Genomic DNA, 15,422 nt, shown 5'->3' with positions numbered 1-15,422 from the left:
CGATCTTCTGGCCGATCTCCTGGATCTGCTTTTTCTTGGCGCCACGCGCGATCTCAATGTCGGACTTCACTTCGGCCATGGTCATTCACCTCGAAGATTGGGTTGTCGGAAACGCATATTGTGGTTCTAGAACTGTGGCCTCGGCAGGTCATTGGCGAGGTAGGCTGAGGTCAGCGTGTTGGCCATCAGCAGTGCGATCGTCATTGGACCGACACCGCCCGGCACCGGCGTGATCGCGCCGGCATGGCCTGCCGCCTCGGCATAGGCCACGTCGCCCACCAGGCGATTCTTGCCGCTACCCTTTTCCGGCGCTGCGATGCGATTAATGCCCACATCGATCACCGTGGTTCCTGGCTTCACCCACTCACCGCGGATCATTTCCGGCCGGCCGACAGCAGCGACCAGGATGTCCGCGCTGCGACAAAGCTCCGGGAGGTCCCTGGTCCGGCTGTGAGCTATGGTGACCGTGGCGTTTGCTGCCAGCAGGAGGTTGGCCATCGGCTTGCCAACGATGTTGGAGCGACCGACGACGACTGCATTGAGGCCGGAAAGGTCCTTGCCGTGAACGCGCTCGATCAGCAGCATCGAACCGGCTGGTGTGCAGGGCACGAAAGCCGTGTCGACCTCACCGGTGCCGAGCTTGCCGACATTGACAAAATGGAAGCCGTCGACGTCCTTTCCGGGCGCAATCGCCTGGATGACCTTGCCGGCATCGATGTGATCTGGAAGCGGCAGCTGCACGAGAATGCCATGGATTGCCCGGTCATCGTTCAAGACCTCGATGAGGTCCATCAGATAGGCTTCGCTGACATCGGCTGGCAGGGTGTGTTGTAGCGAATTGAAACCGCATTCCTTCGCTGTCCGCGACTTCGCGGCCACATAGACTTGGCTCGCCGGATCCTCGCCGACGATGATGACCGCAAGGCCAGGCGTTACATTCTTGGATGAGGCCAGTTCGCTGCTTGCGCTGGTGACCTTCGCGATCACGTCGGCTGCAACCGCCTTGCCGTCGATTACTTCAGCCATTGCCTCTCTCCGCTCCCGCCTAGCAATACCAGTGACATGTTATGTTGAACTCGAAACCAGGTCGCAAAACCTTGCAATTATCCAAGCTGCAAGTCAACTAAAAGGAAATAAAAATTCATACGAAGAAACAATTTGCCTGCCATCAGTCTCGGGCTGCTACGCGTTTCGCGGGGCCCAAAAAGAGTCACCGCCCGCGCGGGCAGGGCGGTGACCAGGTAGCCGCGGTTCAACGCGGCTGGGAGGAGGGCACGTTGCCCGGTTCAGTCGCCGGTCAAAGCACGAAGATCCGGTTGGCGACCAACACCACGATCAGACCTGCCACCAGCGTGGCGTAGGGCAGGATTCCGGCCTTCTTGGCTTTGAGATCGCTGGACTTCATGCCGAGATCGTCCAGCATGTGATCGGGGAACTTGCCGCCATCCTGGATGTAGTGCCGGAAGCAGAACACCGGGAGGATCAGTGCCGCGGTTATCAGGCCGGCCCACAGCGCCATCGGATTCCAGACCTTGGCTCCGGCGCCCATGAAGATGGCGTTGACGTAGGCGAACACGGCCCCGATCCCCAGCAGCCAGGTTGGCGCCTTCCAGGGGCGTTCGATGTGGCCGTTGTCGATGCGGTGGATCCAGCCGGCGTTGAGGTTGAGGAAGTTGAAGATGATGTAGCCGCAGTTCGACACCGCGAGGATGAAGAAGAAGCTGGTCGCGTCGGCCGAGGCGATGGCCAGCACAATCAGGTTGAAGCACAGGTCCGTCCACATCGCCCGCGTCGGCGCGCCATGCTCATTGACGTGGCTCAGATAGCGCGGCAACCAGCCATCGACCGAGCCCTGGTAGAGCGTGCGCGACGAGCCGGCCATCGCCGTCATGATGCACAGCACCAGCGCCAGGATCATCAGCATCACCAGGAGGCTGTGGATCAGTTGGCCGCCGCCGACCATGCCGGCCAACGCGTCGGCGACGCCCGAGCCGTCCACGATTGGCGTCGCCAGCATGCCGTTGAGGCCAAGCACACCCTGGAAGGTGAAGGGCACCAGGATGAACAGAAGCATGCAGAGCAGGCCGGAATAGAAGATCGCCTTGAAGGTGTCCGTGCCGGGGTTCTTGAACTCCGACGTGTAGCAGACGGCGGTCTCGAAGCCATAGGTGGACCATGCCGCGATGAACATGCCGCCGAGGGCCAGCGTCCATCCGGCGATGTTCCATGAGCCCGGATCGGGCGCATAGGCGGTGGCCAGTGGGACCAGAGGCGAGAAATTCGCCCAGTCGATCTGGCCCGTGAAGATCGGCACGACACCGACGATCAGCATCGGGATGATGACGAGCAGGCCGATATACTTCTGCACACTGGCGGTGCCCAGGATGCCGCGGTGCTGGATGGCGAAGATGATCAGCATCAGCACCGCACCGATGAAGAAGGTCGCGTTCAACGAGAAACTGACAGGCCCAAGCGTGTGGCTGAAGAGCGACCAGTTGCGGATCGCGGGCGTTGCGGCAGCCGTCACCGCTGCGATGGCATCGGCAGCGCTCGTGCCGGCGTGGGCCGCGATGTAGGCAACCACCTGCGGAGAAGTCTCGGTGAAGACCGGAACCGGCGACAGCGCATTGAGGATGTAGGCGGCGGCGATGGAGCAGCCGAGCGACAGCACCGGCGACCAGGCGAACCAGTTGCACCACACCGACAATGGCGCAATGAACTTCGAATAACGCAGCCAGGCGGTTGCGCCATAGACCGAAGCGCCACCGGACTTGTTGGGGAACAGACCGGCGATTTCGGCATATGTGAACGACTGCAGGAAGCCCATGATCATGGACACGGTCCAGATCAGGAAGGCCAGCTTGCCAGTCGTTCCAGCAATACCGCCGATCGAGAACAGAACGAGGGCGGGAACGCCGCTTGCCACCCAGAAGGCGCCTCGCCAGTCAATACTTCTATGTAACTGCCCCGCGGCTCCCTCCGCGTAGGTGTCCGATAAAGCGCTCATGGCTTTTTCATCCCATTGTTTGAGGTTGAGTGTTCCTGCGATCCGGCTTCCACTGCCGGTTATTTTGTTTCCTGAGAGGACTATTTTTCACTTCAATAAAGATTGTCGGCGATCCTCAATGTCGCCGAGCGCTTTGCCACCCCCATTCTCCCAGATCATTGACCAGCGTTAGGGCGACACGGCGGAATGCCAGGCGCATCTTGTCCACGGGTGGGCCCGAAAGCCGCGTTTCGGTGATCGCCCGATCCATCAGAGCGAGCCAGTCCTCGGCGTCAGTTGCCGAGATCGGCACATGCGCGTGCATGAGGCGCACGTCCATGTGCCCATGCTTTTCCAGATAGTGACGGCGCCCGCCGAGGAAGCCACACAGGAAGTTGAACTGTTCCTCGCGGGCGTGCTCGACACCGTGTCCGCGAAAATGCAGTCGCAGCAATGGCATTCCGCGAGGATCGGTCTCGATCAGGTCGTAGAAGCGGTCGACCAGACCGCGCAGAACCGTCTCGCCGCCAATCTGCGCAAGAAGGGTGTCTTTGGCGTGCGGTTCCATATGCGTCATGACTGCGGGCGCGTTTTCTTGGGATCGTAGTGCGAGAGCGGGACGATCGTGGCCGGCAGCCGCTTCTGGTGGCCGTCGAGCTTACCGATCTCGACCTGCGTACCGACGTCGGCATGGGCCACGTCGATGCGCGCCAACGCGATGTTCTTGCCAAGGATCGGCGAACGCATCGACGATGTGACTTCGCCGATCTGCGCGCGTCCAAGATGGACGCAGTCGCCATGGCCGACCGCGACAGTCCCTTCGATGTCCAGCCCAACCATCTTGCGCGACGGATGCTCCTTGCGCCGGATCAGCGCGTCCCGTCCGATGAAATCGTCGGCCTTGGACTTGAGCGGCACGGTGAAGCCGATGCCCGCCTCGAACGGGTCGGTCTGATCAGAGAAGTCGTAGCCGGCGAAGATCAGCCCGGCCTCGATCCGAACCATGTCGAGGGCGGCCAGGCCCATGGGCGTCAATCCATGCGCCGGCCCCTCGGCCCAGATCGCGTCGAAGACCTCGCCCGCGTGCTTGGGGTGGCACCAGACCTCGTAGCCGAGCTCGCCCGTGTAGCCGGTGCGCGACAGCACGACAGGTATGCCCTGGTCATCGCCGATGCGGCCAATGGTAAAACGGAACCAGCCGAGTTCGGCGACCGACGGCTGATGCGGCGGCGTCCAGATCACCTTCTTGAGCAACTCGCGACTTTCAGGTCCTTGCACGGCGATATTGTGCAACTGATCGGTGGAGCTGCGGACCAGAACCTTGAGACCCAGCTTTTCGGCCTGTTCGCGCAGCCATATCCCCGAATATTCGTCACCGCCGACCCATCGGAAATTGTCCTGACCGAGACGGAACAAAGTGCCGTCGTCGATCATGCCGCCGTGCTCGTAGCACATGGCGGTGTAGACGATCTGGCCCACCGCCAGCTTCTTCACGTCACGCGTCAGCGTGTACTGGAGGAGTGCTTCGGAATCTGGCCCCGTCACCTCGAACTTGCGCAGCGCGGAAAGGTCCATCAGCACCGATTTCTGACGGCAAGCCCAGTATTCCTCGATCGGCCCGGCCTTTGCGTAGCTGTTGGCCAGCCAGTAGCCGCGATACTCCACGAAGTTGCGCGTCAGCTTTGACAGGCGATCGTGAAACCCTGTTTCCTTGGTCATCTTTGGCTCCGAATCGGGAGTGGCGCGGATCGCCACGGCGCGTTGGAATTTCTCGGCGCCTGAATAGGTGCGCACATGGATGTCCGTCGGATTCCAGCCGTTGGCCGGCGTCGTATCGTCAGGGCAGGCGGAGTTGACGCACACGAGGTCGGTCAGTGCCCGCAAAAGCACGTAGTCGCCCGGCCGCGACCACGGCTCATCGGCATACATGACGCCGTGCGCATCGACCCCGGTGTTGAAGAAGAAGTTGGCCGCCATCCAGCCGCCACGCGGAGCAACGCCGTATGAGCCGAGCGCCTTGTTGAAGTTTTCCGTGCAGTTGACATGGCCTGGATAGCCGATGTCGTCATAGTATTTGGCATAGCACGCCAGCGAGAAGGCGTCGTGGCGGCCGCAAGTGTCCTGCACGACCTCGACCAGCGGCAGGAAGTCCTGGTCATAGTATTTCGAATGCAGGCCGGGCAACGGATAGGCATGGCCCATCAGGCTGCGCGTGGCGGTAACGTCGAGCGCATGCTCCTTGCCCTTGTCCAGCTTGCGCGCCGAGAAGCACTGGAAATCGGTGCACTGGCGCCCGTCGACATCGACGATCTGAATGTAGTCGCCGGCCTTGACGAAATAGGCCTCCGCCGTGGAGGAGTGCACGCGTAGATCGAGAACCGGGTCGGCAAGCGGATCCGGCAAATCCCGGGACGTTTCACGCAAGCGCATCGTCGCGCGCCGCACATGGACGGTCAGCGGCGTCGCAGTTGCCTGGCCGTCCGGCGCCATGTCGGTTCCGGGCGCCGCGATGACCAGCCAGCCGCCGCGCTGGGCGGTCAGCTCGACATTGGTCTTCGGCGGCGTTGTCGCGTCGAAAAAGCGAACCCCGCCTGCCTTGGCGAGGTCGATGCCGCGGATGTCGAGCGCCTTGCGCAGCCGCTGCAGGCTGCCGTCCTGACTGGTCAGCAGGGTCTTCAAACCCGCTGCATCCGAGTTCGGACCATGGCCGACGATGTCAGAGTCAACGCGTCCCGAGGTGTCGGCAACGACGACCTCGCAGACCTGGCCGCCCTCATCATTCGTCACGGTGATGGCGTCGCCTGCCGCAATGTCGATCAGCATCGCCCCGGCGCCACCGACGATGTAGCGCTCGGTGCCGGCGGGCAGGGTCAATCCACCGGGGCGGATGATACGGCTCGCCTGCGGCGGTCCACCGCGGACGGGAGGGTAGATCGTGTTCAGCATCGTTACCTCCTCGCTGAGGCCGGCCTCAGCTGCTTCGTCGGCTACGCCGTCATCGACAACCTGTGTTGGGACACCTCGGTGCAATCCAGTCCCAGCAGCGCCGGGTCCATCAGGTCGACGCGCCCGTCCGCACGGGCAGCCAATCGTGTCTGATGCGGAGCGCATCCGTAGGCTTCGCGATAGACTTTGGAAAAGTGCGACGGCGAGATGAACCCGCAGGCCACCGCGACTTCCACCACCGGCAAGTTTGTGCTCACAAGCAGAAGCTGCGCACGCTCCAGGCGCAGTTCCATGTAGTATCGGTTCGGCGAGCGTCCGAGCTCCCTGTCGAAAAGCCTTTCGATCTGCCGGCGCGATATGCCGCTCAACGCGACGAGTTCGTCGACCGGCATGGGGTCATCCAGGCTTGCCTCCATCAGGCCGATGACCTTCATCACCGCCTTGTGGTTCAGCTTCACGCGCGAATGAAGGGGCAGACGCTGTCGCTCCCCGGCTGATCGCATTCGGTAAGCGATTGCTTTTTCGCAGACGCGATTGACGACGCCTGAACCATGGTCATGTTCGACCAGGTCCAGAAACATGTCGAACGGTGCATCCCCACCCGAGCAGGTATGCAGGTCTCCGTCATGCTCAAAGGCCGTCTGGGTGGACTCGATCCCGGGAAACTGCTCGCAAAACAACGGAAGCTGCTCCCAGTGAACTGCGCACCGGCGTCCGTCCGCCAATCCAGCCCGCGCAACGACGACAGTGCCGCTGCCGATGCAAATGAGGGGGATGCGACGCATGCGGCATTCCCTTAGCCAGGCGTCGAGTTGCCTGTTCGGGCGCGGGATGGCGCTGCCGCCGCAAATCACGGCGGCTGACGTCAGGTTTGATTTTTGGGTTCTCTCGCGTTCATTCCTCAGCGTGGAGTCGGCGCCGACGGTCATTCGGCAACTCGACACCACAGCTTGCCCGTCTTCAGATACGACTTGCCAACTGTAGGCGCTTTTTCCAATTGCTTCGTTGGCCAAGCGCAGCACTTCGACTGCGCAGGAGAAAGCCTGAAGCGAGAAGCCAGGCAAGAGGTAGAAACTAAACGACCTGTGCGCGGTCTGCGTAGTCGGCATCCTGGCTTCTCCTCATCTTTGCCATTCGCCCTACTCAGCGAGCTGCTGAACTGGCCCCATCTCGTCATCTGCCCGGAATTGCTCTGGGCGCGGCACGGGAGAATGGACGGTCCGTAGGGCTTCGGGAAAAGTCGCTGGGCAACGCAAGTTCAGTTGCGCAGATAACTCTGCATCGTGTCGTCCAGCGCGTCTTTCCAGGGCGTGTGATGCTGCGGCGCCATGGTGCCGGTCATGACCGATTTGTAGCTGTTGTCGCGGAAGCCCATGATGTCCTTGATCTTGTGCTTCTTCCACTGGAAGAAAGCCTCGTCAGCGGCGTCGACGTCGAAGCTCGGATAGTCGGTCTCGGCGATCAGCTCCTTGATGTAAGTGCCCTGGTAGCGGATTGCGTCATAGCTGTCCTCGCCTGCGTCCTCGCCCGCCACCCGCTTCTCGACGTCGGCGATCAGCTCATTCTTGGATGCGGGCACCTTGATCCTGCCGAGGATAGCGTCGCGCACCCACCATGCCTGCGCATCGAACATATTGAAGGTGTACCACTGGTCCTGCATGCCCAGATAAAACAGCGCCGGATTGTGGACGTAGACCACGCCCTTGTAGAGGTCGGCCGCGGCCAGCCTGTTCGCCGTGCGCAGCCGCAAGTCGTCCTCCATGAACGGGAAATGATGCTTGTAGCCGGTGCAGAGGATGATCGCGTTGACCGTCGCGGTCGAGCCATCCTTGAAGGTTGCGACGTTGCCCTCGACCTTGGTCAGCAGGGGCACTTCCTTCCAGTTGGCCGGCCACTTGAAGCCCATGGCCTCGGTACGGTGGCTGACCGTGACCGACTTGCAACCGTACTTCCAGCACTGGGAACCGATATCCTCGGCCGAGTAGCTGGTTCCGATGATCAGTATGTCCTGACCGACAAATTCCCGTGCGTCGCGGAAATCGTGAGCGTGGAGGATGCGGCCATTGAATGTCTCGAACCCGGGGAATTCCGGCACGTTCGGTGTCGAAAAATGGCCCGACGCGACAATGACGTGGTCGAATTCTTCCGAGTAGGACCGGTCATTGGGAAGATCGTGCACACGTACGGTGAACTTGCGGGTCTCGGCGCTCCAGGTCACAGACCTCACAACGGTGGAAAAACGAATCCATGGGCGGACGCCTGCCTTATTGACGCGACCTTCGATGTAGTCGAACAACACGGCCCGGGGCGGATAGGACGCAATCTGCTTGCCGAAGTGCTCCTCGAAGGAATAGTCCGCGAACTCGAGACCTTCCTTGGGGCCGTTGGACCAGAGATAGCGATACATCGAGCCATGCACCGGCTCGCCGAATTCGTCCAGACCCGTGCGCCAGGTGTAGTTCCACAGCCCTCCCCAATTCTTCTGCTTCTCGAAACAGACGATTTCAGGGATCTCCGCGCCTTTCTGCGCGGCGGATGCAAAAGCGCGCAGCTGAGCCAGGCCGGACGGACCGGCACCAATGACGGCAATCCGTTTCTTCATCATGAATTCTCCCATTTGGTCTGAACCGGTTTATGATGGATTGGTTCTTTTGGTTCAAACCAGTTTTGATCGAAAGGGAAACCGTGTCAACTAATATTCATGGAAGGAAAATGAATTTGCGCCGGATTTGGCCCCGGTTTATGAACGGTGGTAAGGAGCCGCTATGAACGCCCCGAGCCTAGTGCAACGACTTGCAGTGAACGCCCAGGTCAAACGGCTGGGCGTCGGCGCGCAGCGTGTGGTCAAGGTAGGCTTTCTCGGACCGCTCAGCGGGCCTGTCCGCTCTTGGGGGCTGCCGGGATTGAACGGCTGCCGCATCTGGGTGGACTGGATCAACCGCACGGGCGGAATGCTCATAGGCGGGACGCGGCACAACGTCCAGCTGTTGGCGGAGGACTGCGGCTACGATCCAGATCGGGCGGCGGGAGGAGCCCGGCGCCTCGTGCAGGATCACGGGGTGGGGCTGCTGATGATGCATGGAGGCGACACGTTCCGCCCCATCCAGGACTATCTCATGTCGCGCAAGATTCTGACCTCGACGCTACTGCCGAGCGATCTTTCGCCAGACACGCCCTACCTGATCGCGCCCAGCGAGATCCATCCCCTCTACAACGTCACGGCTGTCGAATGGCTTGCGCGCAACCGCCCCGACCTGCGCCGCGTGGCGATGTGCAGTCAGACGGATGCGCTGGGCCTGCCTTCGCTGGCGACCTATCGGGCTGCCTTCGCGGCCGAGGGGATCGCGTCGGTGGGCGAGATCCGCTACGCCCCCGAAGCTACGAACGCCGACGAGATATTGCGCGCAATGCTGGCCGGCAGCCCCGACATTTTGTGTTGGTGCACGAGTTATGAGCCAATGGTTCACGCGCTGACCGAGGCTGCTTTCCTGTCGGGATTCAAAGGGCAGATCATCTCTTGCACCGCCGACTATTACCGGCGGCTGGTCGAGCGGACATCGGTCGATTTCATGGAAGGCTTTCTGTTCCAGTTCCCGGACTTCGACGATCCAGAGCTCCGCGACAAGGCCTTCTTCTTCAATCGCCCGGCCGAGTTCTTCGCGGAGTACAATCGGCGTTTCCCGGAGAGCTGGAGCGCGGTTTCCTGGGAATACGTTGCAACGCTCGACCTTTGGCATGCGGCGGTCGAGAAAGCCGGAACGGCAACGCCTGTCTCGGTTCTAGCGGCGATGAAGCACGGCGGTCTCGGCGAACATGCGTTCGGGGTTGCGAAATGGGCGGGCTCGGACCTGTTCGGCAATGACAATGCCCTGATCGGCGACTGGCCCGTCGTGCGCATCACGAATGGCCAGGCTCGTATCGTGGCCTTTGGCTCAGTCCCGACCTGGCTGCGCAAGCACGGCGGCCGGTTGCGCGAGGAAATGCGCGCGCTTGGGCTGATGTGGGATCAGCGCCATTCCAGTGCCTCCGCTGAGTTGCGCGCCGCCGCCGGCTCGGACTGAGCTCAATCTTCCTGCAGAAGCAGCTTTTGTTCCTCAATCAGCAGCAGCTTGGTGAATTCGACCGCGCTCTCGATATCCCGGGAGATGATCGCGTTGAGCAGCGTGTTGTAGCGGCGCTGGTAGTCCTGGATTCGCCTGGGTGTCAGATGTCGCCGGTTGAGGGCGGCGCGGAAGCTCTGGTGGCGAGCCTGGACCAGCAGATCGTAGCATGACGCCAGCAGCGGATTTCCCGCGCCACGGGCCACCTGACGGTGGAACTCGTCCTCAAGCCGGGCGAACTCGGCCGCGTCGGTTTGCACCCCTTCCATGGCCGACAAGGTCTCGCTCAGCCCTTCAATGGCGCGCGGCGACATATTGATGATGGCGAGCCGCATCATGTCGGGTTCGATTATTCCGCGCATCACCAGGAGGTCGAGCGGGCTCGTCTCGGCTGCAACGCCTCCAGGGGTGTCATCAGGGGCTGCCTGACCCATCACGAAGCTGCCGCTCCCGGCGCGCCGGCGTATGAAGCCGTGTTTCTCGAGTACGTCCAGCGCTTCGCGGACAGTGTTGCGGGCGACGCCGAGTTCGCCCGCCAATGTTCGTTCCGAGGGCAGTCGTTCGTCGGTGGTGTACTGTTGAGAGGTTATTCGGGCCAGCAGCGTGTCCACCACGACCCGAACCGTGGCAGTGATTGAATGATCCGCGATGAGCGCCAAGGCAGCCTCATGGTTCGATGACATCAACGACGTTCCTTTCGACATCCGAAAGTTCGCATGCATTTGCGATGGTTCTGGTTGGCCACGCAAGTCGGAACCGACAGCTGCGCTCGTTGGGCGATCTGCCGATTCCGACCATCGATTTGGCGTCTCGCGCACGTGTCTGGCTCTCCGTTTCGGTTGGCTTTCGGCGCTTCCTTGCCCGGATGTCCGATCGGTCATTTTTGCTCTCAGGTAAAAAATTTTAACGGGAGTATTGATTTCAAGGACCAGTTCTCACAAACTGGTCCAATAATTGGTATAAAAAAGGGGAATGCAATGACCAATTCCTGGAGATTTTCAGCACTCGCCGATCGCCATCGCGCGCTTGGTTCGAAGCTGGAGGACTGGAGTGGTATGGGGACCGCCTGGCAGTATTCAGGCGACCCGGAACGCGAATATCTGGCGATCCGCACCAAAGCCGGCCTGATGGACGTCTCTGGCTTGAAGAAGGTCCACTTGAACGGCCCCGCGGCCACCCACGTCATCGACCGGGCCACGACGCGCAACGCCGAGAAGATCATGCCCGGCCGTTCGGTCTATGCGACCATGCTCAACGACGCCGGCAAGTTCGTCGACGACTGCGTGATCTACCGCATGGGGCCGAACAGCTGGATGGTCGTGCACGGCTCGGGCGGCGCCCATGAGCAGCTCACCATGGCGGCCACCGGGCGCGACGTTGCGATCCGCTTCGATGACAATCTCCACGACCTGTCGCTGCAGGGGCCGCTTGCCGTCGACTACCTGCAGAAGCACGTGGAAGGCATTCGGAACCTGAACTACTTCAGCCATATGCACACCTCGCTTTTCGGTCTGCCGGTGACGATCTCGCGCACCGGCTACACGGGCGAGCGCGGCTACGAGATTTTCTGCCGCGGCCAGGATGCTCCGGCAATCTGGGACCGGATTCTGGAAGAGGGTGCCGGCATGGGCATCATCCCCTGCCGGTTCACGACGCTCGATCTGCTGAGGGCTGAGAGCTACCTGCTGTTCTTCCCCTATGACAACTCCGAGAAGTATCCTTTCGAGAACGAAGGCCCCGGCGACACTTTGTGGGAACTCGGGCTCGACTTCACCGTCTCTCCCGGCAAGGTTGGCTTCCGCGGCGCCGAGGAACACTATCGGCTGAAAGGCAAGGAGCGCTTCAAGATTTACGGCGTCAAACTCGAAGGCACGATGCCGGCCGAGGAGGGCGCGCCATTGCTCAAGGACGGCAAGAAGGTCGGCGTGGTGACGATCGGAATGTACTCCAGCCTCAACAAGCACAACATCGGCATCGCCCGCATGCCGGTGGACTGCGCGGTCGACGGAGTGAAGATGACCGTCCGGAATTCGACCGGCGAGATCCCCTGCGTCGCCCATTCGATGCCATTCTTCGACGCAGACAAGAAACGTCGCACCGCCAAGGGATAAGCTCGCGGTGAGACGCTGCAAGCGGGGCGCAGTCCCGCAAACCAACCGAAACGGAGCCGAGGGTCAAAGCCAGTGTTAGAAGGCTCGATTCCAAGCCGCCCTGTCTATGGCGTGCTGGAGATACGGCCAGGGCGACTGCATCTGATGGTCGCCGACGCCGAAGGTGCGCAGGCGATCCTCGATTTAGCCGCCTCCGCACCCACCGATTTCTTCGCCGGGGCTCACGTCATTTACCTGCCGAAGAAGTCCGGAGACAGCTTCGTCGCCGGGTTGGAGCGGCTTGCCCCTGCCCAACTCTATGTCGGGCCGAGCTACGAGGCCGCGCTCCCACGGCTGAGGCGGGTCCTGGCAGGAGCGCACATGGGCCTGCAGGTCTATCTGGCGGGAACCGAAGGGTTGATGGGCCAGGCGATGTTCGAGGCCACACAGGCCGGCATCCCGCATTCCGCGATCCAGACAGAGCACCGCGGCTCCACCGTGCGCCGAGTGCAGTGCGTGCATTGCAAGGGGATCACTGAAGACGTGACGCACGATCCCTTCCAGTGCGCCCATTGCGGGCTGCATCTGTTCGTGCGCGATCATTACTCGCGCCGCATAGCGGCCTTTCAGGGCGTGCGCGTCGATGCGGAAGATCCTGGCAACATACCCGAATCCGTGGAGCGGTTCAGATGAGTGCAGGAGCCGCAAAAATACCTGTGACAGTGGCCGAGGTCACGCCGGTCAATGAGCTCGTCACCCGCTTCAGGTTCGTGCGCCGTGATGGCGGGCCGATGCCGACTTTCTCAGGAGGTGCGCACACGGTCGTGGAGATGAACGACAAGGATCGCGTGCGCCGCAATCCCTATTCGATCATGAGCGACCCCGCCGACCGGGAAGGCTATTCGATCTCGATCCGCCGCGATGACAATGGCAGAGGCGGTTCCTTGTTCATGCACCGGCAAGTGAGGCCGGGGATGGAAATGGTCATCTCCAACCCGGTCAATCTTTTCGCGCTGGACTTGCGGGCGCGAAAGCACCTCTTGCTTGCCGGAGGCATAGGCATCACGCCGTTCCTCGCCCAGATCAAGCAACTCGCCGCCATGAATGGAAACTTCGAGCTGCACTATTCCGTGCGCACAGCATCCCTCGGTTCCTACGCGGGCGAGCTCGTGGCCGACTATCGCTCGCGCATCCATCTCTACCATGACGACCGGGGCGAGCAGATCGACCTGCCGGCTCTGCTCGACGGGCAACCGCTCGGTACCCATGTCTATGTCTGCGGGCCCAAAGGTATGATCGGCTGGGTGCGCAAGACCGCGACCGCGCTCGGATGGCCGCGCGAGGCGATCCATCACGAGGAATTCCTTGCGCCTGCCTCAGGCAAACCCTTCGAGGTCATGCTGGCTCGGTCGAACAAGACGATCCAGGTCGGCGAACACCAAAGCCTGCTCGAAGCGATTGAAGCCGCAGGCGTCGAGGCGCCTTATCTGTGCCGCGGAGGAGCCTGCGGTCAGTGCGAGACGGATGTCCTCGAGTATGACGGAACGTTCCTGCACAGGGACCATTGGCTGACGCCGACGCAATGTGCCAGCGGCGCCAAGATCATGCCTTGCGTGTCACGCTTCGAAGGCAAAACGTTGGTGTTGGATCGATAGCGAGGAGGACGCTGCGATGACTATTATCTTCAGGGAAGAAACGTTCCGCGACGACTTCACCTTCCGCAACTCGCCCGAGGCGGTCAAGCGCTTCCCTTTCCCGTTCCCCGAGGACAGCTACATGTACTCGGTGAACCTGGAGCCACACAAATCATACCGTCCAGGCAGCGTCTACGAGCGGACTTTCGACGTCGATGAGCACTACGTCTCGGAGATGCGCGACCGTGCCCGCGTCCTTGCCGAAGACCCGTTGCGCTGCCAGTCGTTGCCGCACATGACCTTGGCCGGTTGGGATCTGCTCGAGCTGATCATGACCTCGAAGGCAGAGGAGTATCCCGAGTTCTTCGAGCTGCACCGCGACGGCACAAAATGGCACTGGATCAACCGCCCATTGGGCATCGAACAGAAGTTCACCTTCCTCGATGAATCCACATTGCCCTATGGCCCGATGGAGTACATCACGCGCCAGACCCAAGGCGACTTTGCGGTGCTTGATCAACGTGACGACAACTTGTGGATGGACGCCGGCATCGTGACGACACAGGCCGACTGGAGCCTTGATTTCGACATCGGCATGAACTTCTTCGAATGGCATGCCCCGGTGCCGAAAGCGCACGAGATGGGTATCTTCCAGCGCGCCTTGAAGTTCCTCCTGAACGTGCAGCAGGGCTCGCCGGCGCGCCGCCTGAATTGGACGATGACCGTCAATCCCCTGCTCGATACAAGCCCCGAAAACTATCACAAATGGGGCGTGATGAAGAAAGACCTGACGCTGGAGAACATGGGGCAAATGATGCACTTGCGCGTCGAGCTTCAGACCTTCTTTCGCCTCCCTCGCTCGAATGCCCTGGTGTTTCCGATCCGTTGCTACCTCATCAAGCTCGACGAACTGGTGACGGTGCCGAAATGGGCCAGGCGCTTCCATCGTGTCGTCCGGGACCTGCCGGCGGAACTGGCGACCTACAAGGGCTTCATCACCAATCGGCCGAAGATCGTGGAATGGCTGTCGCGATATGACGACGGCGCTCCGACGTCGCCAGGCATTTGGCCGGACTGAGCAAGCCGTGTCCGCGAGCGGCGGCGGCTACGGAGGCTGGTGAGTTCGCGGTTTGATACGATGTTCCCGGCAGGGGCGGCACCGCGCGCCCATAAAACCGCATGGCGTTCGCCGCGCGCAGCAAGACATCTCCCTGCGCATTTTTAAGCCACCGACCAAGTTGGTTGGCCATGGCATTGCGTGCGGGTGATATGCTGCTCCTTTCAGATACCCACACATTTGTCCCGCCCAACTTTATGGCACGGTAGCATGCAGCGGTAAGCCGTGCCTGCCTCCCTCAAGAGACTGGTTCCGGTTCGCATCAGGCAGGCTTCCTGTCGCAGCGACCCATCGGCGCCTCGTTAATGATTTCAATGGCTTGTTTCGGTCGTCAGGAGCCCGATCATCCGGGCGGGTAGGCAAAAACCTATCCGGCTAACAGGTCATTTCTATCCGGGCAGGTGTTGTTGATGGTCGGCTATCGATTGATGCTCCTGGCATTAAACTGAGCGGGTCCGCCGCTCGCCGAGGAGGATTTCATGGCCGGCTTTACCCATCTTTTCATCCCAGGACCCACCAACATTCCGGAGCAGGTGCGGCAGGCGATGA

At 61.3% G+C, this 15,422-nt stretch carries 12 protein-coding genes; 5 read left to right on the top strand and 7 right to left on the bottom strand.

The features are described 5' to 3' along the window. Window positions 1–126: 126 nt before the first annotated feature. From folD to Q0L57_RS25510, 6 genes are all read right to left on the bottom strand, one after another. Complete coding sequence (gene folD / locus Q0L57_RS25535; RefSeq protein WP_296745847.1) at window positions 127–1,026, bottom strand: bifunctional methylenetetrahydrofolate dehydrogenase/methenyltetrahydrofolate cyclohydrolase FolD; 900 nt, start codon at window positions 1,024–1,026, stop codon at window positions 127–129. Between the two features lie 271 nt (window positions 1,027–1,297). Continuing rightward, complete coding sequence (locus Q0L57_RS25530; RefSeq protein WP_296745846.1) at window positions 1,298–3,007, bottom strand: APC family permease; 1,710 nt, start codon at window positions 3,005–3,007, stop codon at window positions 1,298–1,300. Between the two features lie 115 nt (window positions 3,008–3,122). Further along, entirely contained in the window at window positions 3,123–3,563 is a 441-nt protein-coding gene (locus Q0L57_RS25525; protein WP_296745845.1) for a group II truncated hemoglobin, read from the bottom strand. Next, window positions 3,560–5,932, bottom strand: coding sequence for a DUF1989 domain-containing protein (locus tag Q0L57_RS25520; RefSeq protein WP_296745844.1), 2,373 nt, complete (start codon window positions 5,930–5,932; stop codon window positions 3,560–3,562). The genes Q0L57_RS25525 and Q0L57_RS25520 overlap by 4 nt, the downstream gene beginning before the upstream one ends. Window positions 5,933–5,973: 41 nt before the next feature. Continuing rightward, a complete protein-coding gene (locus Q0L57_RS25515) occupies window positions 5,974–7,041 on the bottom strand; it encodes a GlxA family transcriptional regulator (protein WP_296745843.1) in 1,068 nt (355 codons plus the stop codon). 149 nt (window positions 7,042–7,190) lie between these two features. Continuing rightward, window positions 7,191–8,534, bottom strand: a complete 1,344-nt coding sequence (locus Q0L57_RS25510) for an NAD(P)/FAD-dependent oxidoreductase (RefSeq protein WP_296745848.1) — start codon at window positions 8,532–8,534, stop codon at window positions 7,191–7,193. A 163-nt stretch (window positions 8,535–8,697) separates the two neighbouring features. Here Q0L57_RS25510 and Q0L57_RS25505 point away from each other — a divergent pair, with 163 nt between their 5' ends. Beyond that, entirely contained in the window at window positions 8,698–9,993 is a 1,296-nt protein-coding gene (locus tag Q0L57_RS25505; protein ID WP_296745842.1) for an ABC transporter substrate-binding protein, read from the top strand. Between the two features lie 2 nt (window positions 9,994–9,995). On the opposite strand, the gene Q0L57_RS25500 is transcribed toward Q0L57_RS25505, so the two are convergent. Continuing rightward, a complete protein-coding gene (locus Q0L57_RS25500) occupies window positions 9,996–10,691 on the bottom strand; it encodes an FCD domain-containing protein (RefSeq protein WP_296745841.1) in 696 nt (231 codons plus the stop codon). A 318-nt stretch (window positions 10,692–11,009) separates the two neighbouring features. Between Q0L57_RS25500 and Q0L57_RS25495 the strand changes: the two genes are divergently transcribed. From Q0L57_RS25495 to Q0L57_RS25480, 4 genes are all read left to right on the top strand, one after another. After that, window positions 11,010–12,143 (top strand): aminomethyltransferase family protein, encoded by a 1,134-nt coding sequence (locus Q0L57_RS25495; RefSeq protein ID WP_296745839.1) that lies wholly within the window; start codon window positions 11,010–11,012, stop codon window positions 12,141–12,143. A gap of 72 nt (window positions 12,144–12,215) precedes the next feature. Next, the gene (locus Q0L57_RS25490) at window positions 12,216–12,815 is read left to right on the top strand and encodes a dimethylamine monooxygenase subunit DmmA family protein (protein WP_296745838.1); all 600 of its coding nucleotides are present in this window, start codon (window positions 12,216–12,218) and stop codon (window positions 12,813–12,815) included. Next, complete coding sequence (locus Q0L57_RS25485) at window positions 12,812–13,777, top strand: PDR/VanB family oxidoreductase (RefSeq protein WP_296745837.1); 966 nt, start codon at window positions 12,812–12,814, stop codon at window positions 13,775–13,777. The genes Q0L57_RS25490 and Q0L57_RS25485 overlap by 4 nt, the downstream gene beginning before the upstream one ends. Before the next feature lie 16 nt (window positions 13,778–13,793). After that, window positions 13,794–14,834 (top strand): DUF3445 domain-containing protein, encoded by a 1,041-nt coding sequence (locus tag Q0L57_RS25480; RefSeq protein WP_296745836.1) that lies wholly within the window; start codon window positions 13,794–13,796, stop codon window positions 14,832–14,834. The last annotated feature ends 588 nt before the right edge of the window (window positions 14,835–15,422 follow it).

It is taken from the genome of Mesorhizobium sp. (genome assembly GCF_024509055.1).
In the GTDB taxonomy this organism is placed as follows: Bacteria; Pseudomonadota; Alphaproteobacteria; order Rhizobiales; family Rhizobiaceae; genus Mesorhizobium.
The sequence above is the reverse complement of the archived record's forward strand: the minus strand, read 5'-3'. Positions and strand labels throughout refer to the sequence as shown.